This is a genomic window from Desulfuribacillus alkaliarsenatis (assembly GCF_001730225.1).
Lineage (GTDB): Bacteria > Bacillota > Bacilli > Desulfuribacillales > Desulfuribacillaceae > Desulfuribacillus > Desulfuribacillus alkaliarsenatis.
On sequence record NZ_MIJE01000001.1, the window covers coordinates 654,157 to 676,658 of the forward strand.

The following is a 22,502-nucleotide window of genomic DNA, read 5'->3' on the forward strand; positions in this document are numbered from 1 at the left end:
AAATAACTAATTACATGCGAATGATGAGTTAATTATCAAATATACATTATTTTCATGATTAGCTAGCTAGTGGAGGTATTAATATGGGGATAAGATATTTATCTGCAGGTGAATCCCATGGCCCAGAATTGACGGCCATAATTGAGGGAATGCCTGCAAACTTTACAGTGAATTTAGATGAGATTAATTTTCAGCTTAGCAGGAGACAAAAAGGTCATGGCCGTGGCGGTCGTATGAAAATTGAAAAAGATCAGGCCTTAGTTACATCAGGTATAAGATTCAATCGTACAACTGGAGCGCCAATATGTTTAAAAGTTATAAATCGAGATTGGGTAAACTGGGAAGACAAGATGGCTCACTTTGGCGAGCCACTTGAAAATATAGAATTGGTTTCGCGACCACGACCAGGCCATGCTGATTTGTCAGGTGGAATAAAGTATCAACAGCGTGATTTGCGTAATATATTAGAACGGGCATCTGCACGGGAAACAACGATACGCGTGGCAGTTGGCGGATTAGCCAGACAAATTTTAGAGCAATTTGGTATTAAAATCTATAGCCATGTATTACAAATAGGAAGTGTAAAGGAAGAAAATCCTGTTAGACCATTTGAGGCCAAAGATACTGCAGAATGGGCAAATAAAGTCGAGGAGTCACCCGTTCGTAGCTATAATTCTAATACTGAGAAACGAATGATGGACGAAATTGATAAAATAAAAGCCGAAGGTGATTCAGTAGGTGGAATTATTGAAATTATTATAACTGGTGCACCTGTAGGCCTAGGTAGCTATGTGCATTGGGAGCATAAGCTAGATAGCAAGTTAGCTACAGCTGTAATGAGCGTTCAGGCTATTAAAGCAGTTGAATTTGGTTTAGGGTTTAAGGTTGGAGAAAGACCTGGCTCGCAGGTGCATGATGCCATCTATCATTCAGAAGAAGCTGGCTTTTATCGGAACACAAACCATGCAGGTGGTATTGAAGGTGGGATGACTAACGGTGAGCCAATTATCATTCGCGCTGCGATGAAGCCTATTCCAACGTTGTACAAACCATTAGAGAGTGTTGATATTGAGACGAAGCAGGCTTTCGAAGCAAGTATAGAGCGTTCCGATGCTTGTGCCGTACCAGCAGCTGCAGTAGTTGTTGAAAATGCCGTCGCATGGGAGCTTGCTAACTGTTTTCTAGATAAATTCTCTGGCGACTCTGTAGAAGAAATCAAGCAGCAGGTTGCTGCCTATCAAGATTTAATTGATAACTATTAGAATAGGGTGTGAGATAATTGAACATATTTCATACAATTAATTTGCACACGAGTTCTAGTAGCTATGACATTATATTTGGAGAAGAATTACTTGAGAATATTCATCTAATAAAAGCTATTAAAAACATAAAACCAACAAAGGTTTTAGTTTTATCTGACACAGTCGTTGGTCCATTGTACGCTAATACAATGCTGCAGTCTTTAAAACAGATGGATATAGATTGTCAATTGTATACAGTTCCTAGCGGAGAAAATTCAAAATCTCTAGCTGTATTTCAAGAAGTAGTAGGCTACATGCTTGAACAAGGCTTTGATCGCAAATCACTAATTATAGCTCTAGGTGGAGGAGTCGTTGGAGATTTAGGCGGATTTGTAGCTGCTTCTTTTATGCGGGGGATTCCATTTGTACAAGTTCCAACAACTATCCTAGCACATGATAGTAGTGTAGGTGGGAAGGTAGCGATTAATCACCCCTTAGGAAAGAATACTATTGGTGCGTTCCATCAGCCGCTTGCGGTTGTTTATGATATGAACACAATAAAGACACTGCCTAAGGAGCAAATAGCTAGTGGAGTGGCGGAAATAGTTAAACACGCTCATATTCATAGACCAGAGCTAAATCATTGGCTGATTGAGAATTACCATAAAATTGAACAGTTAGACAACAAGTCTTTAGCTACAATGTTATATAAGTCCTGTGAGGTTAAAGCAGAGATTGTTAGTAAGGATGAACGAGAAACTGGTGTTAGGGCTTATTTGAATTTTGGTCATACAATTGCCCACGGCATTGAAGGGGCATTAGGGTATGGTAAGATACCACACGGTATAGCTGTAGCAATTGGTATGGTAAGTGCGGCTCTAATAGGATACCAAAAAGGTATAACACCAAAGCATGTGTTAACACATATCATAGAAATCAATAAAGCGTTGAAATTGCCGATTCATTTACCTGAGTCTATAGACGAACAGAATGTTATTAATTATATTCTCCATGATAAGAAGAATATTGGCGGTCAACTAACATTTGTTCTACTTGAAGAATTAGGTAAGCCAGCGATTATCAGAGGAATAACAACATCTGAGGTGCTAGATGCGCTTCAGCAGCAAAAACAATTATAATAAATAGTTGCTTTTGTGAACAAATGATGGTAGAATTTTTTTAAGTTTAGTTAGAGAAAGTATAGAGTCGAGATATATGTAATTTAGTTGAGAATAGTTGAGCAGAGTAGAGACGAGTATAGTTGAGCAGAGCGTAGTGTGATAACACCATACGTTTAATTTGCTATAATTGTGTCTCTTAATAGAGACACTTTTTTGATTAATCTATATTCATCCTCTCATGCTCTCCCAAAAAGGAGAGATTCAAATGTACCCTTCGTTTTTAGAGTTTAGTAATTACGCATCATCATACCAATTAATACCTGTTTCCAAAGAATATATGGCCGATTTTGAAACACCAATTAGTATTTTCAATAGAATTGTTCATGAGAAAAATGTATTTCTCTTAGAAAGCGTTGAAGGAGGAGAAAAATGGGCACGGTACTCCTTTATCGGCAAGAATCCATTTTTAATTGCAACGCTACTCAATAAGACTATCAGTTTGAAAGGCACGATTAACAAAAATATCCACTCAGAATCACCGTTAAAAGAATTAGAACGGATTATAAGTCAGTATAAAAGTCCAATTATTAAAGGATTACCTCCTTTTACTGGTGGTGCTGTCGGATACTTCTCCTATAATGTAACACGTTACTTTGAAAACCTTCCAGAGAAGGATGGGGTTCACGAAACACCTGACGCATGTTTCTTGTTCTGTGATGAAATTATCGTCTATGATCATAAGCACCAAAAAATCATTATTATTGCAAATGTTAAAATAAATAAACAGGCTTCCCACGTAGAGCTACAAGAGCAATATATAGATGCGGAAAAACGCATTGATAAAATGTATGAAAAATTAACAGGCTTAGGGTCGAAAATAGAGCAGAAAAATGGTTTTGCACCTGTTTTAACAAAGAAGGAATTAGCAACCCCGTTAGAAAATCGAACCCATAGTGATACAACCCGAGATGAATTTCATCAAATGGTTAAAAAGGCGAAGGATTATATTAAAGCAGGTGACATATTCCAAGTTGTATTATCTCAAAAGTGGAAGATTGACACCTATGCAACTCCCTTCGAAACATATAGAATACTTAGAACACTTAACCCTTCACCATATATGTATTACTTAGACATTGAAGGTTTAAAAGTAGTAGGTACTTCCCCTGAATTACTTGTACGCGTGACTGATAAATGTGTAGAGACACGACCAATTGCTGGCACAAGACCTAGGGGAGAAACCAAAGCTGAAGACATTAAACACGAGCAAGATTTACTTGCAGACCCTAAGGAACGATCAGAGCATTTGATGCTAGTTGATTTGGGGCGAAATGATGTTGGTAGAGTTAGTAAATACGGCTCTGTTAATGTCTCACAATTCATGGATATAGAACGCTATTCCCATGTAATGCATATTGTTTCTCATGTACAGGGACAGCTTAAGGATCAATTAACGCCATTTGATGCCTTAGAAGGATGCTTCCCAGCAGGTACGGTATCAGGTGCTCCGAAAGTACGTGCAATGGAAATAATTGCAGAGCTAGAGAAGCAAAGCCGTGGACTCTATGCAGGTGCAATTGGATACCTAGGCTTTTCAGGAAACTTTGATAGCTGTATTACTATTCGAACGATTGTATTTGAAAACGGATCAGCCTATCTCCAGGCAGGAGCAGGTGTAGTACATGATTCAGACCCTGAACTAGAATATAAAGAAACTATAAATAAGGCCCGTGCATTAATGAAGGCTATTGAAAAGGCTGAACAAGTATTCTATGAAAGGGTGGAGCTAAATGCTTAAACAGTTTATTGAAATAATAGATACAGGAACAAGCTTAACGAGTGAGCAGGCAGAGCAAGCATTATCAATTATAATGGATGGTAATGCAGATAATAATCAAATTGAGCATTTATTACTCTCACTTTCAAACAAAGGTGAACACATTACAGAGTTAGTGGGCTTTGCCAAAGCAATGCGAGCTCATTCGATTTCTGTTAATTTAGATAATAGTAATCTACTAGATACCTGCGGTACAGGTGGTGATGGTGGTAATATATTTAACATATCTACTGCCGTTGCATTTGTAGCAGCCGCAGCTGGTATCCCAGTAGCAAAGCATGGAAATCGTGCTGTATCTGGAAAGAGTGGCAGCGTAGATGTTCTCGAAGCATTAGGGATTAATATTCAATTAGACCAGCTTCAAAGCCAACATATCTTTAACGAGACAAATCTAGTATTTCTATTCGCACAACAGCATCACCCAACAATGAAGTACGTAGCTCCAATTAGAAAAAAACTACAAAGACGAACTATTTTTAATATGGTAGGACCTTTAACAAACCCAGCAGGGGCTAGTTATCAAATAATTGGGGTGTATAGTGAATCTTTAGCAGAACAACTTGGTGAAGCTCTTTTAGAGCTTGGGGGCAAGCAAGCGCTTATTGTCCATAGTCACTCGGGGCTAGATGAATTGAGTATAGATGGAGCAAATACAATTGTAGAAATTCGTAATGGGGAACTGCGTAAATATACTATCACACCAGAAGAAGTAGGCCTACAAAAAGGTCCATTATGTGAAGTGTCAGGCGGAAGTGCTAAAGAAAATGCAGAAACTATTGTAGATGTTTTTAGAGGCACTAACAAAGGTGTTGATAGGGATATGCTCGTGTTCAATGCTGGAGCTGCTTTATATATTGCTGACAAATGTAAATCTATAGCTGAGGGAGTACAGCTTGTAGAAATGTTACTAGATTCTAAACAAGTATATAAAAAATATCAGCAATACAAACAACTATCAAACCAATTCATAGGAACTGAGGGAGCTATATCATGATATTAGACAAAATAGTAGCAGTCAAAAGACAAGAAGCAGAAATATTACGTAATTATTATATAGAAAATAACTACCGCGCAGAGCTCAGACAGGCTCTACCAGTGAGGAATTTTTATCAAAACTTAAAAGAGCACAGTCGCACATACAAGCTTGCTATTATAGCCGAGGTAAAAAAAGCATCACCTTCTAAAGGTATTATAAGAGAAGACTTTAATCCAACTGAAATAGCAAACGAGTATGCAGAGAGTGATGTAGCAGCGATTTCAGTATTGACAGATACAGAATTTTTCAAGGGTGATTTTAAATACTTGCAGCAGATTCGTAAGCATGTACAGCTACCACTTCTATGTAAAGATTTTATTATTAGTCCCTATCAAGTCATTCATGCACGTTTACACGGTGCCGATGCAATCCTATTGATTGCCAAAATTTTAGAAAAAGAGGATTTAATGGGGTTATACCAATTTGCCACTGATTTAGGCATGGATTGTCTGATTGAAATTCATGATGGCTTAGATTTAGAAAAGGCCCTATCCATAGAGGCTAAGATTATTGGAATAAATAATCGTAACTTAGATACCTTCGAAACAGATATTAAGAACACAGAGAAATGGCTCAAGCATATACCTGAGCAAATCATTACAATAAGTGAAAGTGGTATACACAATGCAGCAGATAGTAAACAAGTTAACGAGTATGGTGCTAATGGTATCTTAGTTGGAGAGTCATTAATGAGGTCTAAATCTATCTCAGAAAAAGTTAAAGAGCTTCGTTTAGAGGAGTGATATTTTATGCTAAAGGTAAAGATTTGCGGAGTCCAGGATGTAGCCACGGTTACTAACTTACTAAAGCGAAAAGTAGATTATATAGGAATGATTTTTGCGGAAAGCAAACGAAAGGTAAAGCAAGCTATGCTGCAGGAATGCAGAGTGGTAGTAGAATCGGCACAGCAAACATCGACGAATACAAAGTTTGTAGCTGTATTTTTAAACCAACCATACGATGAAATAGTATCAGCTTTAGAGCAATTTCCTTTTCAGGTTGTTCAGTTGCATGGGCAGGAGACAATTGGCGATTGCAAAAAATTAAAAAGACAATTTCCTCATCTTAAAATTATAAAAACACTATCAGTACCTGTTAGTGTCATAGATGAAACAATGCTAATACAAGATTTGCAGCGAAGCATTTCTTATTATCGTCAAGTGGTTGAGGGCTTTTTATTAGATACAAAGGTAGGCAGTCAGCATGGCGGAACAGGCATAAGCTTTCCTTGGGATATAGTAAAACCTATATTTAACAACCCCTTTAGAAACTATCAGCTAGGTATTGCGGGAGGGTTATCAGCAGCAAATATAGATCAGCTATTATCTGTAATATCACCTGATTTCGTTGATATAAATAGTGGCGTCGAAACAGATGGACGCAAAGATATTAAAAAAACAAATCAATTATTAAACCTACTGGAGGCATCTCATAATGAACCCTGTCGAACAATCTCTTAATCATAAACAGACACGTTTTGGTGAGTTTGGTGGTCAATTTGTACCTGAAACCCTAATGTATGCTGTTGAAGAACTTGAGCAAGAATTTAATAGATATAAGGAAGACGAAGATTTTATTAATGAATACAAACAGCTGTTAAAGAATTATTCAGGAAGAGAAACGCCTTTATACTTCGCACAAAGGCTAACAGAAAAGCTTGGTGGAGCAAAGGTTTACCTGAAGCGTGAAGATTTAAATCATACTGGTGCCCATAAAATCAATAACACAATAGGGCAAGCATTACTAGCAAAAAAAATGGGCAAGAATAAAATAGTAGCAGAAACAGGTGCTGGTCAGCATGGTGTTGCAACGGCTACAGTATGTGCATTGTTAGGTCTAGAATGTATAGTATTCATGGGTGAAGAAGATGTCCGAAGGCAAAAGCTCAATGTGTTTCGAATGGAATTATTAGGTGCTAAGGTAGAGGCTGTCACATCTGGAACGAAGACTTTAAAGGATGCAACTAATGAAGCTTTAAGATATTGGGTTAGTAATGTGGAAGATACTTTCTATATAATCGGTTCTGTTGTTGGACCGCATCCATATCCTACGATTGTGCGCGAATTCCAAAGGGTAATTGGTGATGAAGCGAGAAAACAGATGCTAGAATCATACGGAAAGCTTCCTGAATGTGTAATTGCATGTGTAGGAGGAGGTAGTAACGCTATTGGAATGTTCACTGCTTTCTTAAAAGACCAGCAGGTAAATTTAATTGGAGTAGAGGCTGCCGGGGAAGGTGTAAACACAGAGCGACATGCTGCTACAATGACAAAGGGTAGTATCGGAATTCTGCATGGTATGAAAACATATTTACTGCAGGATAAGTATGGTCAGATATTACCTGTACATTCTATATCTGCTGGTTTAGATTACCCAGGAATCGGACCAGAGCATGCATTTTTAAAAGATAGTGGTAGAGTTAAGTACCATGCTATAACTGACGATGAAGCTTTAGCGGCATTTATGGAACTGAGTAAGCTAGAGGGTATTATCCCAGCATTAGAAAGCTCCCATGCAGTCGCGGAAGCGATTAAACTTGCTCCAACAATGAGAAAGGAAGAAAGTATTGTGATTTGTTTGTCAGGTAGAGGAGATAAAGACGTAAATACTGTACTAGAGTACCTAGGAGGTAACTAAACATGAATAAATTATTTGTACCGTTTATAACTGCTGGGTACCCTTCGCTAGATATAACTAAGGAAATTATTAGAGAGTTTAATGATATGCAGATACCTTATGTAGAATTGGGAGTCCCTTACTCTGATCCCTTAGCAGATGGGCCAACAATTCAGCGTGCCAGTGATATCGCCTTAGCAAATGGAGCTAATTTAGATACCATCTTTGATATGATATCAAGTATTGCAGAACCACTATCATCAAAGCTCATAATATTCAGCTATTATAATCCGCTTTATGTATACGGTTTTAAAAAGTTTTGTGAAAAATGTAAAAAGCTAGGAATCTATGGAGTACTGATACCAGATTTGCCGAAGGAAGAGGAGCATGAAGTAATTAGTTTAATAAATGATTATGATTTAGTTTTAATACCATTAGTTACACCAACCTCGGCGTCTAGACTACAACTAATCTTAGAAGGTAAAGATAGAGGATTTATTTATTGTGTATCTTCATTAGGAGTAACTGGGGAACGACAAAGCTTTCACAGCAATTTAGAGAAATTTATAGACAAGGTTAAGTCAATTTCAGATCTACCTGTTGTTGTTGGTTTTGGAGTTTCTAGTCGAGAGCAAGCTGAAGACATATGTAATTTTGCCGACGGAGTCATTGTTGGCAGCAAAATAATAAATATTATAACAAATGCTTTCGAAAAGTTTATTGATCAGAAAACGCCAGCGTTTATCGCTAAGGAAGTACGAAAGAATGTTGAAAATATTTGCCCCTATGTGTACAATAAATAAAACTAGAAACAAAGGAGCAATATTAAGTGAATAATCATATAGATAAACAGCAAATATGTATCATAGGCGTCGGGCTAATCGGTGGTTCGATTGCCTTATCTATTAAGGAAACCTTTAGCGAATACGATATCGTCGGAATAGATACGGAGTTAGCCTATATACATGAAGCTATTTCCTTAGGTGTAATTGACTGGGGAACTGTGGATTTAAATCAAGGAGTTGAAAATGCAGATATCATTATCATAGCGACACCTGTTAAAGTTACGGAACAGGTTATTCAAAAGCTATGTAAAATTGATTTAAAGGAAACATGCATAGTTACAGATGTAGGAAGTACCAAGGACAACATATATGATATGGCTAACTGCTTCCGTGACAAAAATGTGTCTTTCATCGGTGGGCACCCTATGGCTGGGTCGGAGCGATCTGGTGTAAAGGCAGCTAACCGTAGACTGTTTGAGAACGCTTATTATGTGCTTACACCAAGTGACTGGGCAACAGAACAGGATATTGAGACATTAAAGCATGTTCTAGAATCGACCAAGGCTGAAATAATTGTCATGCCAGCTAAAACACATGACCAAGTAGTGGGAGCGATTAGCCACTTACCGCATATTGTTGCATCTGCACTTGTAAATCTTATTCGAGAGAAAAAGGATAATCCATATTACACAGCATTAGCTGCAGGAGGCTTTCGTGATATAACGAGAATTGCATCGGCTAATGTAGATATGTGGAGAGATATTACTGTAAGTAATCGCGAATCAATCCTAGAATTACTTAACGATTGGGAGCGACACATTGCAGAAATTAAAGAAGCAATAGAGATTAATGACATTAAGGGAATTGAAGATTTCTTTCAAACAGCAAAAAACTATCGTGATGACTTACCTATCCGTCAGCAAAGTCTAATTCACCAAGCGTATCAAATCAATGTTGATGTGCCTGACCATCCAGGTGTTATTGGTAATATTGCTAGTGTTCTAGGCAGGGGTGGGGTTAATATTAGAAATATATATATTACACACAACCGAGAGCGTGGCGAAGGTGCAATGCGTTTAACCTTTACGACGAGAGAGCTACAGAAGCAAGCTTACGATACATTAACTACTGCTGGTTACACAGTACAATTAGAAGATTAATATATTATTCTAGGAATGGAGTATACATTATGAAAAAGCCTAATACTTTTTCTTTTTTTCCAGCTAAGAAGCTTCAGGGAGAAACGGAAGTTCCTGGAGATAAGTCAATTTCCCATCGAGCGATTATATTTGGTAGCATAGCTGAAGGAACAACAAAAATTGAAAATTTTCTGCCAGGTCTTGATTGCTTAAGTACAATTGACTGTTTTAGACGGTTAGGAGTAAATATAACAGCGAAAAGCAATACATCGATTATAGTTAATGGAGTTGGGTTACAGGGATTAAATGAACCTACTGACATATTAGATGTTGGAAATTCGGGCACTACCATAAGACTGCTTAGTGGTTTATTAAGTGGGACAAACTTTTATTCAGTTATGACTGGTGATGCATCAATAAGAAAACGTCCAATGGATCGTGTGAAAAAACCGCTTGAACAAATGGGCGCTAGAATCCATGGCAGAGATAATGGTCGCTTAGCTCCATTATCGATTATCGGAACAAAACTTACACCAATTCACTATCAATCTCCAGTCGCAAGTGCACAAATAAAATCGAGTATCCTGCTTGCAGGCATTTGGGCCGAAGGGCATATAAAAGTTACAGAACCAACAAAATCTCGCGACCATACTGAATTAATGTACAAAACATTTGGCGGCGATATTGAAGTAGAAGGCAATACTGTAACAATTGCTGGTGGTAGTACACGTTTATCTGCTCAAGAAGTTCAAGTACCAGGTGATATTTCTTCTGCAGCATTTCTAATGGTTGCCGCTTCTATTGTACCTAATAGCGAAGTATTGATAAAAAATGTTGGTGTAAACCCGACACGCTCAGGTATCATAGACGCACTACAAGCTATGAATGCAAATATTAAATTAACAAATGAGCGTAAATATGGAGAAGAGCCTGTAGCGGACATCTTAGTTACTTCTAGTCATTTGAAAGGAACGATAATTGAAGGCAATTTAATTCCTAGATTAATTGATGAAGTACCTATACTACTAATAGCTGCCGCCTTAGCCGAAGGCGATACTATAGTCAAAGACGCTAAAGAACTTCGAGTTAAAGAAACAGACCGCATCCAGGTAATGCATGATGAGCTGTTGAAAGTAGGTATTATATCAACTCCAAAAGAGGACGGAATTGAGATTGCAGGTAATCAAATGATATCAGGTGGAACTATTGATAGCCACCATGATCATAGAATTGGTATGGCATTTGCAGTAGCTGCTTTAACCGCTAAAGATAAAATAGAAATTGAAAACTATGACGCCGTTAAGGTTTCCTTTCCGAATTTCACAGAAGTTATGACGGCACTAGGAGCGAAATGTGAATAGGGGGACGTTGTATGTGTGAATTAAAATGCAACACTGAGCATCCAGAGGTAGCAAATATTATTGAAGCCCATAGGAACAATCCTGGGGCTTTAATTATAGTTTTACAGAAAGCACAATCTGTAGTTGGATATCTACCAAAGGAGATTATTAAACAGATAGCAACAGGTATGAATTTGTCAGAGTCAAAAGTCTATGGCGTAGCAACGTTTTATTCGCAATTTCATTTAACTCCACGTGGGGAGAACATAATTCGTGTTTGCATGGGGACTGCTTGTCATGTTCGTGGTGCAGTTACGATTCTTGAGAAGCTGCAAGAGCAATTACATATAAAATCAGGTGAAACATCGAAGGACTTAAAATTCACCTTAGAAACCGTTGCTTGTATTGGAGCATGCGGTTTAGCGCCTGTAATAACTATCAATGACGATACATATGGCAAATTAAAGCCTAGTCAGCTTAAAGATATAATTAATAAATATCGGTAGAGGTGATAAAGTTGGCACATGAAAAACAAAGAATACTAATATGTGGTGGCACTGGATGCATTTCAACAGGTGCTAGTAATTTGTTAGAGAGCTTCAAGAGCACATTAAAAGCAAAAAATATGGATTGTGAGTACGATGTGATTCTTACAGGCTGCCATGGTTTTTGTGAGCAAGGTCCAATTGTTATCATTGAAAAGGACAACACACTCTACTGTCAAGTAACCATAGATGATATTGATGAGCTTGTAAGTCAACATCTAGCTGCTAATCAGTTAGTTGAACGATTGTTATATATTAACCCAATAGATAATCGCCGTATTTCTTCTCACAAAGACATTAATTTTTATAAAAAGCAACATCGAATATTATTAGACTTATGCGGCAAAATTGATCCAGAAAATATCAGCGAATATATAAACCATGGTGGCTACGCTGCGCTACAAGCTTGCTTTGAGCAAAAACCAACGGATATAATAGAAGAGATAAAAGTATCTAAGCTAAGAGGTCGAGGCGGGGGAGGTTTTCCTGCAGGATTAAAGTGGGAGTATACCCGCAACGCTGATGGAGATCCAAAATATATAATTTGTAATGCCGATGAAGGTGATCCTGGTGCATTTATGGATCGAAGTATAATAGAAGGAAACCCTCATTCAGTACTAGAAGGTATGCTAATAGCAGGCTATGCGATTGGCTCAAATATTGGTTACATATACGTACGCGCAGAGTACCCACTTGCTGTTAAGCGTTTACGAATTGCCATAGATCAGGCTGAAGCAACCGGCTATCTTGGAGAGAACATATTAGGAAGTAACTTTTCATTCCAAATAAAGATTAAAGAGGGTGCTGGGGCGTTCGTTTGTGGAGAATCTTCTGCACTTATGCACTCCATTGAAGGTCATCGTGGAATGCCACGTTCAAGACCACCAAACTCCACGAAAAAAGGACTATGGAGCAAGCCTACTTGTTTAAATAACGTGGAAACATTTGCTAATATCCCGCTTATAATTTTAATGGGTGGTAATGAGTTTGCAAAAATTGGAACAGAGAATTCTACTGGTACTAAAGTTCTTGCATTGACAGGCAAAATTAATAATACTGGTCTAGCAGAAGTGCCTATGGGTATTTCACTAAGGGATGTTATATTTGACATTGGCGGCGGTATTAAGGATGGAAAGAAATTAAAAGCCGTGCAAATAGGGGGGCCTTCTGGAGGCTGTATACCTGAAGAAATGCTTGATTTACCAATAGATTTTGATTCTTTATATAAAGCTGGTGCAATGATGGGGTCGGGCGGATTGGTAGTGTTAGATGAGTCTACCTGTATGGTAGACTTAGCGAAGTTTTTTCTAGAATTCACTCATAATGAATCATGTGGTAAGTGTACACCTTGCAGAGAGGGAACATATAGGATGCTACAAATACTTGAAAAGATTACTGATGGATTAGGTACTCAAGATGATATTATCCATCTAGAACGATTAAGTAACAATATTATGAATTCATCCCTATGTGGTTTAGGTAAATCAGCACCGAATCCAATCGTAAGTACACTAAGATATTTCAGGTACGAATATGATGCGCATATAGAAGATAAGACCTGTCCGAGTGGTGTATGCAAGAAGCTTATCAGTTATCGTATAGATAGTATGAACTGTAAAGCATGTACAATATGTCTTAAGCATTGCCCAAGTCAAGCAATCATTGGCGAACGTGGGAAACCCCATCTAATAGTGTCAGAAAATTGTACAAGATGTGGTATATGCTTAGAGAAATGTCCGTTTCAAGCAGTAAAAATGGGCTAAAGGGTGATGAACTTGATAACAATCGAAGTTAATGGACAAACATATACAATGGAAACAAGTAAATCGATACTAGATGCGTGTAAAGAAATAGGGATTGATATTCCTACTCTTTGTTACGATAAAGACTTAAAGATAACTGCTAGCTGTCGCTTATGCATCGTCGAGATTGAGAACAAATCTACCTTAGTAACTGCCTGTTCTACACCAATCTACGACGGTCTGAAAATATATACTGAATCGGAAAAAGTAATCGAAGCAAGGCAGGAAATACTGCGTTTATTATTAGCCAACCATGATTTGCGTTGTCTTACATGCCATAGAAACGGTGATTGTAGATTACAGGATTATAGTTATCGTTATAACGTACATGATACTCCATACCCAGATGGACCCAATAAAGAAATACCTATAGATGATACGAATTCATTTTTCGTTAGAGATTATGCTAAATGCATCCTGTGTGGCAAATGTGTATCAGTTTGCAGCGATATCAACGGTGCACACGCTATAGACTTTACCAATAGAGGCTATAAAACCAAAGTAGCTAGTAGTTTTGATGAAAGCCTGCAGAATACTTCTTGCAATTTCTGCGGCATGTGTATTCAAGTATGTCCAGTTGCTGCACTAGTGCCGAAATCAGAAATAGGTAAAGGACGTCCATGGGAGACGACAAAAGTCAAGACTACATGTAGCTATTGTGGTGTTGGCTGTCAGTTGCAACTGAAAATCATGGACAACCAGATTATTGGTGTGGCAAAGGATGAAAGTGGATCAAATCTAGGACATCTGTGTGTAAAAGGACAGTTTGGCTGGGAGTATGTACACGCTAGAGATAGATTAAGTATGCCTTTAATAAAAAACCGTAAAACAGGTCAGTTTGAAGAAGTAGCTTGGGATGTCGCAATTGACTTTATATATGAAAATCTGCAACCGATCCTTAACGAGAGTGGAGGAGATGCAGTTGGCGGTCTATGCTCGGCAAAATGTACAAACGAAGAAAATTATCTGTTTCAAAAATTAATGCGTACCGTCTTTACTACTAATAACGTCGACCATTGCGCACGTCTCTGACATAGTGCTAGTGTTGCCAGTTTGGCAACTGCATTTGGAAGCGGGGCAATGACTAACTCATACAATGAAATATTGTTAGCTAACGTAATTATTGTAACGGGTGCGAATACTACAGAGGCCCATCCTGTCATTGGATATAGAATTAAGCAAGCAGTTAAAAATGGTGCTAAATTAGTTGTAATTGATCCTCGAAGAATTGAATTAGTTGATTATGCTGAATCGTGGTTATCGATTAAGCCAGGGACTAATTTAGCTTTATTTAATGGTTTAGCACATATCATATACAAAGAAAACTTATACAATCAGGACTTTATCAATCAACATACGGAAGGCTTTGATAATTGGTTAAACAGCATTAATGAATACACTCCTGACCGTGTAGCTGCCATTACTGGTGTAAACATAGATGGCCTATATTTTATCGCTAAACTATATGCTACTGCAGATAAAGCGACCATTTTATACGCTATGGGTATTACACAACACAGCTCTGGAACTAATAACGTATTTTCACTGGCAAACCTTGCAATGCTAACAGGGCAAATTGGTAGGGAAGGAACAGGTATAAATCCCCTTAGAGGCCAGAACAATGTACAAGGGGCATGTGATATGGGTGGACTTCCTAATGTACTACCAGGCTACGCCCTCGTAAATGACGAAACGCAGCGGCTAAGATTTGAAAGTGCTTGGCAGCAGAAAGTTGCAACAAACTCTGGATTAACTTTGACAGAAATGGTAGATGCGGCAATCGAGAAACGTATTAAAGCACTCTATATAATGGGTGAGAATCCGATGCTTGCTGACCCAAATACAAACCATGTAAGAGCAGGATTAGAGTCTTTAGATTTCTTAATCGTACAGGACATATTTTTAACAGAGACGGCCCGAATGGCTGATGTAGTACTGCCTGCAGTGACCTTCGCAGAAAAGGATGGGACATTTACGAATACGGAACGCTTTGTTCAACGTGTAAGAAAAGCGATACCAGAGCAAGGGAACGCCAAGGTAGATTGGCAGATAATTCAAATGATTGCTAACAGATTTGGATCTAAATGGCAATATCGACATGCAAAAGAAATCATGGATGAAATACGTACCGTTGTTCCTCAGTATGCTGGTATAACCTATGATAGAATTGAACAGCAGGGACTACAGTGGCCATGTCCATCAATTGAACATAACGGAACACCTTATTTACACAAGGACGGTTTTATTAGAGGAAAAGGGAAGTTTACAGCAGTAGAATATTCTCCATCTAAGGAATTACCCGATATAGAATACCCATTCACATTAACAACTGGCCGTAGATTATATCACTGGCACACCGGTAGTATGAGCAGGAGGGTAAAGGCCCTTGAGGAAATACACCCATATGAGAAAATGCAGATTAATCCTATTGATGCTAAGGAATTAGGGATAGAAGCTGGAGACATTATTAAAGTATCTTCAAGGCGGGGCTCAGTAAATACAAAAATTGAAATAACAGACTCTATCCCAAGAAGAACTCTGTTTATGTCTTTTCACTTCAGTGAGACGAATACGAATAGCCTAACGAGCTCACATAGAGACCCTATATGCAATATTCCTGAAGCAAAGGTGACAGCTGTGAGAGTTGATAAAATCAACTAATATAATAAAATTGCAGGTCAAAGCTCAACTAATGCAAGTGCCGCTAAAAAAAAGATAAACAGTATTAGAATTATCCATGTGCTTGGATAAAAGATAGCATATGCAAATAGACAGAAAGTACCTATAAGTACAAGGAATTTAGCGATATATGCTAATTCTTCTAAAAAACACTGAAAGCTTCTTTTACGCATAATAGAATACCACATTCTTCTTAATGATATAGGTACACCTTTGAACATACCTACACCTCCTGATTAAACGGATTTAATAATTTTTACAACGTTTTGCCTGAATTTATCTTTGTCAGTATTAGCCATAACAGCTAAATATAAAGCGTCCTGTTTTTTGAAATAAAATAGGAAGCACTTTCCAGCCTTTGGAGTGAAGCCGGTTTTTCCAGCTATCACTCCATATTTATTAATAAAGGGGTTAGTGTTATTAAAGATAACTGGATTATATCTAAGAGATGTTAATAGCTTACATCTAGGCATTTTTAATATATTCATTAATGTCTTTTTTTGATACACTAATTTACCTAAAGTAACTAAGTCATTTACTGTTGAATAATGATTGTCTTTATGCAGTCCACTTGGATTAACAAAGCTACTTTGATTAAGTCCATAATCATTACAGTGTTTTTTTGTTATTACCGTCCACCTTTGTTCTGTCTTATTTTCAATATATTCTTGCAAAAGGTTTGCGGCATCATTTGCACTTCTAATAAGCATAGCTTGCAATAAAGTTTCAATCGTATAGTTCATATTTAATTTGAGATCAGCTCGTAATTGTGGTGCCTCTATCGTCTTACTTACCTTTATTTTGTCTGATAACTTACACTGATTGAGTACTATTAAAGCAGTAAATAACTTAGTAATGCTTGCAGGATATATAGCCTTATTTATGTTTTTTTTACGAATCCATTTATTATGTGATAATGAATATATCCCATAGTATTTTAACCTTCTATGATTGTGCTTTAATATATTCATACAATTATTCACTACGCTTTCTTATATTTTAATTGTCTAATTAAAGTTTCCATTTTAAATGTTCTAGACGCTTTAAAGTAGGCGTGCACGTTAGGTTTTAATACCTTTTTCAAATAGTTGTATGCAGATTTTTTATCTGGGAGATGCTGAGCTATTATATTATTCTTGGACTGTTTTGCACCAGCTACAACATGCTGCCCAAAAGTACCGACACCAATAACATTGACTCCTAAATCCGCAGCTTTTCTACCAACCTTTTTATGACCATCGACAGTGTGAGAGCCAAGCTCACCCATGTTACCAATAACTGCAAATGCAGGGTTTTTGTTAGAAATTAACTTTAGCGACCGAATCCCTTCGATTGCAGCTGTAGGATTAGCATTAAAAGCGTCACTAATGATTGTAGAATTGTTGATGCCCTTTAGTATTTGAGTTCTCATTCCTGCGTTTCTAAACGTTGCAAGCTTAGATTTGATATTAGGATATGGCACATTCAATATAAAGGCAGCAGCAATAGCAGCTAAAGCGTTATAGACATTATGCTCACCTATAGCGGCTACAGTGAAATCATATGTTTTACCAAGATAGGTCACCTTAAACGATGTAGAACGGGCTTTATAACGGATTTTAGATGCTTTAATATCAGCATTATTTTTTATTCCGAAATATAATATTTTTTTGCCTTTAAAACCTGATAGATTAAGCTTACTAGTATATTGGTTATCAGCATTGAGTATTAAATAACCGTTCTTTCTAATAGTTCCTATAATCTCTTGTTTAGCTTTAATAATATTATTTACTGAATTACCTAACTTACCTATGTGAGCATCACCTATATTAGTAATAATGCCGATTGTAGGCTGATAATATGAACCCATGATTCGTATTTGCCCTAATCCTTTCATTCCCATTTCAAATACACCATACTTATGGCTAGAATTTAATTTCATAGTATTGTAGGGAGCTGAATAAACAGCATTCATAGTAGCATAGGTACTCATAACCTTACCTTGTGAACGGAGAATCTGTGTTATCATATTTTTTACTGTCGTTTTACCAGCACTACCTGTAACGCCAACTACAGGTACTTTAATAAGGTTTCTATTATATTGCGCATATTTAAAAACCATTGATCTATCAACATAAATATAACTTATATTTTTTTGTTCTTTAATTTTCCCTCGAAGATTGTTTGCAGCAATAATGCCTATTGCACCTTTTTTTATCGCTGTAGCAACACGGTTATTGAAACCTTTTTGGTCACGAACCCAAAAAAAATCATTAGGTCTTACAAAACGTGAATCATTATATACGATAGATTGAATATGTCGATTGTGAGGGGCTTTAGTAAAACCCTTTGTTACTTGAATAAATTCTCCAATATTCATGATTATCCCCCTTAAATATTTCTCCCTTATAATATTCAGGAAGCCTACTAGAAGGTTCAACAGAAGTAAAAAAAATAAAAAAAAGGGCTAATCCTAAGGAAATTATCTTAGTAGGATTAGACCTTACATATAAATTATTATAAAATAATAGTAAGCTTTATAGATTTAGATTTAAATATTTAAAAAGATAGTAAATTACTAGAAATAAAACCTGTGTTATTTCCAATTTTCACTTGCGTCCATCCATTACTTTGACCTAGGACTTCAACAGTGTCACCCCTACGGACTACAGCTATAATACTATGATTAGTTCCTGCTCCGCTTCTAACATTTACGATATTTCCAGAAACGGTTGCAGTAGATGTAGAAGTTGTAACTGTTTTCGTCACTGGGTTGGATAGAAGGAAGCTAGCAACATAGCCTGATTGTCCATTAAAATCAATCTCGTACCAACCATTTAGCTGTCTTTTAACGACAACTTCATTACCATTTCGTACGACACCTAAGATATTGCCACTAGTTGAAGCAGTAGCTCGTACATTAACAACGTGACCAGTTACCGTACTAACTAGAACTTGAGAGGAGCTAGAATCGTTACTAGTGTTAGTGTTATTAGAGCTAGATGAGTAATCTCTTACTAGCCAATCTGCTATAAATCCAGTGCTACCATTAGACATTCTGATATTAAACCAGCTTCCTGATTTTCCTGTTACATTTAATACTTCACCATTTCTGGCAACAGCAACAATAGAAAAATTAGTTCCAGGTCCTGAACGTAAGTTAACAGTATTTCCTGTGACTTGTACTTGTCCTGTAATAGAAGGAGTATTTCCATTGTTCGAGCTGCCTTCATTATTATTTAACACCTGATTACTCGGCATAACAATTGGTCTTTGAGGTGGTAAATAATAATTAGTAGGAATTACAGGACCGCTATCGGTATATCTATGGGCTGCCGCTGGGTTCCATGCGTCATTTGGAAGAATTCGACGTGCTTCTAAGAATTTCTCCCCATACCAATATGAGAAATTATTCACTATTCCTATAGCTGTTGGTCTGTTACTTACTGTGTTTATAATTGCTGGTTTTCCATTAATAACTCCCATATATATAGCTACGTGGGAAATATACTTGTTGGTTTCTGTACCAGCCCAATACGTTAGTATATCACCAGGACGTAAGTTTTCTATACCTTTAATACCGTATAAAGCTTGTCCTGAAGAGCTTGTACCAACTCTAGTAGAGGATACACCTGGTACTCTAGTTCCAACCTTGTCATAATCCCTTGAGCGTGAGGTAATATTAATACCAAAATCACGATACACAAGCTGGGTAAAGTTAGAACAGTCGATTAAACCGTTAGTGGGATATCCACCAGCAAAATTATAAATCATATAACCATGTTCCATATACCAGATTGCTCGTGCAACAACTTGATGAGCTAAACTTCCATCGTATTGTTGCTCAAATGCTCTTATAATCGGTACTTCCTGCCTATTATAACTATCTTGGAAGTTATGATACCTTTCTATCGCTTGCTGTCTGGTAATACTAACAGCTTCAGCCTCTGTTGCAAGCATAGGTACCAGAGAAACTGAAGAAAATATTAAAGCAGTTGACAAGATGATAGTAATAAATTTTTGTTTTAAACTCATTATCAACCCTCCTTAGTGTGAATTTTATCATAATTTTAAGTGTCATTTACGTGGTAAGTTATGTAAACTAACTTTGAGGCCTTATATATCAATACTTAGAAAAAATAGAAAGAGGGATGCCGTGTGAAGATTGTAGTAGCTCCAGATTCGTTTAAAGGTAGTTTATCAGCTTTTGAGTTTTGTAATATTGTAGAGGAAGTTGCAATAAAACACTTTCCTATGCTTACCATCGTAAAGGTTCCTTTGGCAGATGGGGGAGAGGGCACAGTAGATAGTTTAATTCAAGGTGGGAATGGACAATTTCAATATGCAGAAGTAAATGATCCTTTATTTAGAAAAATAGAAGCTAAATATGGCATTCTAGAAGACAAAAAAACTGCTGTTATGGAGATTGCAGAGGCTTCAGGGCTACATAAGATTAGTAAAGCAGAGCAAAACCCGATGATTACATCAACCTATGGTACTGGCGAAATGATTAAGCATGCATTAGATCAAGGATGTAGAAATTTTATTATTGGAATAGGCGGAAGCGCTACTAACGATTGTGGCATAGGACTAATTCAAGCTCTTGGTGCAGAAGTATTGAATAAGAATAATAAGCAAGTCGCTCCAGGTGGAGAGGGTCTTTTAGAGGCTGTAAAGATAGATCTTGATAACTTTGATAAAAGAATAGAAGAATCTACATTTACAATTGCATGTGATGTAAATAACCCGTTGACAGGGAAAACTGGAGCTGCTTATGTATTTTCTCCCCAAAAAGGTGCAACTCCAGCAATGGTAGAAGAGCTAGATAAAGGCTTGAAAAATTATGCGAAAGTAATTCACAACACCATCGGTATAGATATAGAAAATGTACCAGGAGCAGGAGCAGCTGGTGGGTTAGGTGCGTGTTTTAGTGCATTTTTTAATGGTCAGCTAAAGTCTGGTATTGAAATTGTATTAAAAACCACAGCATTAGAGGAAAAATTAAAATCAGCTGATATTGTAATAACTGGAGAAGGTAAGATAGATACTCAAACAGCATATGGTAAAACACCGAGTGGTGTAGCAAAATTAGCAAGGAAACATCATGTTCCTGTCATTGGAATATGTGGTATTCTCGAAGCTGATTCTGAAGCTATCAAGGAAATTGAACTAGATGCTGCTTTTTCAATTATGAATAGGCCTTGTATTGTAGAAGAAGCGATATCAGATGCTAAAACAAATCTTGAGTCTTTAATTTACAATATATTTAATATTTTAACTATAAACAAGAAATAACCTAATTGACAGATTGTATACAGAATATATAATTAGATTAGTTCTAATTATATATTTATTGGAGGTATAACTATGGCAATTTGGAAGTGTAGTAAATGTGGTTTTACGAAAGACAGCAGATGCAGACCAGGTAAGTGTCCTGAGTGCGGAGCAGCAAAAGACGATTTCAAAAAAGATGAGTAATAAACTATACATATAAAAATATGAAATTGTTACAAAACAGTTGACTAGATTAGGTTACTGTTTTATAATACAGATAGAAGTGTGATTTCTCTCCACTCCTATCCATAATAATCCTGCGCTTAGCAGGATATTTTTTTGCATTTTTATACAGCTTTGTCATAAAGATAGGGTAAGGGGGAAGTGAGATGATACTTCTTATTATGAGCTTTATATTAGCAATTTCATATAGTCTAGTCTATTTAATAACATTTCTATTAGAGAATTTCATTACAGACATTATACGACTGCAAATCAATTACGATTTGTTAGCAATTTTTTATAGCTTCTTCTCATTGATTATAATATTTATGGGTGGAATCTATTCTTCAATGATATATAATAAAACAAAAGAAAAAATAGTAATAAACATAGCTTTTATAGTAGTTATGTTTTTAGGACAAATCATAGGCTTACTAGACAAGATTACACATGGTCTTGTATTATTAACTGGAGCATATGCTGTGATATTGCCACAAGTACTATATTATTTATTTATAATAATTTGTTTTATTATCGGTCAATTGTGTAGTTTCGATTTAGGCAAACAGAAGAAAAATTTAAGAGCTAAGATGTTCAAATATAGTAACTAATCGATTACCATTCATCTACTAAACAACCAATAATAGTAACTAGTATAGTCTAACATGATATTGTATACTTTGAATATACTAAATATGTTATACTAGAATCACAATTCATTTGATAGTCTCTATATATTTACAATAATATACACGTGATAACACGTGTTTTTTTAGGTCGCAAATCGTATTATTTACTCATAAATTTAGGATATAACGCAACTTTTTACCCTGGAAAAAGTCTAATATTATTGACTGGGGTAAATTTTGGCGGAACTTCAGGAGGA

At 36.7% G+C, this 22,502-nt stretch carries 20 protein-coding genes; 16 read left to right on the plus strand and 4 right to left on the minus strand.

What is annotated here, in order from left to right:
• Positions 1 to 83: 83 nt before the first annotated feature.
• The 13 genes from aroC to fdhF all read left to right on the plus strand — a co-directional run bounded on the left by aroC (position 84) and on the right by fdhF (position 16,123).
• Positions 84 to 1,262 carry a chorismate synthase gene (gene aroC, locus BHF68_RS03375; protein WP_301553587.1) on the plus strand — a complete coding sequence of 393 codons (1,179 nt, stop codon included), beginning with the start codon at positions 84 to 86 and terminating at the stop codon, positions 1,260 to 1,262.
• Between the two features lie 17 nt (positions 1,263 to 1,279).
• Positions 1,280 to 2,380: a 3-dehydroquinate synthase gene (gene aroB / locus BHF68_RS03380; protein ID WP_084019164.1), complete on the plus strand. Its 1,101-nt coding sequence runs from the start codon at positions 1,280 to 1,282 to the stop codon at positions 2,378 to 2,380.
• A gap of 247 nt (positions 2,381 to 2,627) precedes the next feature.
• The gene (gene trpE, locus BHF68_RS03385) at positions 2,628 to 4,160 is read left to right on the plus strand and encodes an anthranilate synthase component I (protein ID WP_069642207.1); all 1,533 of its coding nucleotides are present in this window, start codon (positions 2,628 to 2,630) and stop codon (positions 4,158 to 4,160) included.
• On the plus strand, positions 4,153 to 5,193 hold the full coding sequence (gene trpD, locus BHF68_RS03390) for an anthranilate phosphoribosyltransferase (RefSeq protein ID WP_069642208.1): 1,041 nt from the start codon (positions 4,153 to 4,155) through the stop codon (positions 5,191 to 5,193). The genes trpE and trpD overlap by 8 nt, the downstream gene beginning before the upstream one ends.
• Entirely contained in the window at positions 5,190 to 5,978 is a 789-nt protein-coding gene (gene trpC / locus BHF68_RS03395) for an indole-3-glycerol phosphate synthase TrpC (protein WP_069642209.1), read from the plus strand. The genes trpD and trpC overlap by 4 nt, the downstream gene beginning before the upstream one ends.
• Positions 5,979 to 5,984: 6 nt before the next feature.
• A complete protein-coding gene (locus BHF68_RS03400) occupies positions 5,985 to 6,695 on the plus strand; it encodes a phosphoribosylanthranilate isomerase (RefSeq protein ID WP_069642210.1) in 711 nt (236 codons plus the stop codon).
• A complete protein-coding gene (gene trpB / locus BHF68_RS03405; protein WP_069642211.1) occupies positions 6,670 to 7,872 on the plus strand; it encodes a tryptophan synthase subunit beta in 1,203 nt (400 codons plus the stop codon). The genes BHF68_RS03400 and trpB overlap by 26 nt, the downstream gene beginning before the upstream one ends.
• Positions 7,873 to 7,874: 2 nt before the next feature.
• Positions 7,875 to 8,654: a tryptophan synthase subunit alpha gene (gene trpA / locus BHF68_RS03410; RefSeq protein ID WP_069642212.1), complete on the plus strand. Its 780-nt coding sequence runs from the start codon at positions 7,875 to 7,877 to the stop codon at positions 8,652 to 8,654.
• A gap of 26 nt (positions 8,655 to 8,680) precedes the next feature.
• Entirely contained in the window at positions 8,681 to 9,796 is a 1,116-nt protein-coding gene (locus BHF68_RS03415) for a prephenate dehydrogenase (RefSeq protein ID WP_084019165.1), read from the plus strand.
• A 29-nt stretch (positions 9,797 to 9,825) separates the two neighbouring features.
• The gene (gene aroA / locus BHF68_RS03420) at positions 9,826 to 11,136 is read left to right on the plus strand and encodes a 3-phosphoshikimate 1-carboxyvinyltransferase (RefSeq protein ID WP_069642213.1); all 1,311 of its coding nucleotides are present in this window, start codon (positions 9,826 to 9,828) and stop codon (positions 11,134 to 11,136) included.
• Positions 11,137 to 11,147: 11 nt separating this feature from the next.
• Positions 11,148 to 11,621: an NADH-quinone oxidoreductase subunit NuoE gene (gene nuoE, locus BHF68_RS03425; RefSeq protein ID WP_069642214.1), complete on the plus strand. Its 474-nt coding sequence runs from the start codon at positions 11,148 to 11,150 to the stop codon at positions 11,619 to 11,621.
• Positions 11,622 to 11,623: 2 nt separating this feature from the next.
• A complete protein-coding gene (locus BHF68_RS03430; protein ID WP_436796435.1) occupies positions 11,624 to 13,423 on the plus strand; it encodes an NADH-ubiquinone oxidoreductase-F iron-sulfur binding region domain-containing protein in 1,800 nt (599 codons plus the stop codon).
• Between the two features lie 6 nt (positions 13,424 to 13,429).
• Positions 13,430 to 16,123, plus strand: a complete 2,694-nt coding sequence (fdhF, locus tag BHF68_RS15530) for a formate dehydrogenase subunit alpha (protein WP_084019166.1) — start codon at positions 13,430 to 13,432, stop codon at positions 16,121 to 16,123.
• Positions 16,124 to 16,140: 17 nt separating this feature from the next.
• On the opposite strand, the gene BHF68_RS03445 is transcribed toward fdhF, so the two are convergent.
• The 4 genes from BHF68_RS03445 to BHF68_RS03460 form a co-directional block, all read right to left on the minus strand.
• Positions 16,141 to 16,362, minus strand: coding sequence for a hypothetical protein (locus BHF68_RS03445; protein ID WP_069642218.1), 222 nt, complete (start codon positions 16,360 to 16,362; stop codon positions 16,141 to 16,143).
• A 15-nt stretch (positions 16,363 to 16,377) separates the two neighbouring features.
• Positions 16,378 to 17,112: a D-alanyl-D-alanine carboxypeptidase family protein gene (locus tag BHF68_RS03450; RefSeq protein ID WP_069642219.1), complete on the minus strand. Its 735-nt coding sequence runs from the start codon at positions 17,110 to 17,112 to the stop codon at positions 16,378 to 16,380.
• An 11-nt stretch (positions 17,113 to 17,123) separates the two neighbouring features.
• Entirely contained in the window at positions 17,124 to 18,500 is a 1,377-nt protein-coding gene (locus BHF68_RS03455) for a UDP-N-acetylmuramoyl-tripeptide--D-alanyl-D-alanine ligase (protein WP_069642220.1), read from the minus strand.
• A gap of 179 nt (positions 18,501 to 18,679) precedes the next feature.
• A complete protein-coding gene (locus BHF68_RS03460) occupies positions 18,680 to 20,155 on the minus strand; it encodes an SH3 domain-containing protein (RefSeq protein WP_069642221.1) in 1,476 nt (491 codons plus the stop codon).
• A 123-nt stretch (positions 20,156 to 20,278) separates the two neighbouring features.
• Here BHF68_RS03460 and BHF68_RS03465 point away from each other — a divergent pair, with 123 nt between their 5' ends.
• The 3 genes from BHF68_RS03465 (at position 20,279) to BHF68_RS03470 (ending at position 22,227) form a co-directional block, all read left to right on the plus strand.
• Positions 20,279 to 21,415: a glycerate kinase gene (locus BHF68_RS03465; RefSeq protein WP_069642222.1), complete on the plus strand. Its 1,137-nt coding sequence runs from the start codon at positions 20,279 to 20,281 to the stop codon at positions 21,413 to 21,415.
• 72 nt (positions 21,416 to 21,487) lie between these two features.
• Positions 21,488 to 21,598, plus strand: a complete 111-nt coding sequence (locus tag BHF68_RS15785) for an RCKP-type rubredoxin-like domain-containing protein (protein WP_367114258.1) — start codon at positions 21,488 to 21,490, stop codon at positions 21,596 to 21,598.
• Between the two features lie 185 nt (positions 21,599 to 21,783).
• On the plus strand, positions 21,784 to 22,227 hold the full coding sequence (locus tag BHF68_RS03470; RefSeq protein ID WP_069642223.1) for a hypothetical protein: 444 nt from the start codon (positions 21,784 to 21,786) through the stop codon (positions 22,225 to 22,227).
• Positions 22,228 to 22,502: the final 275 nt, after the last annotated feature.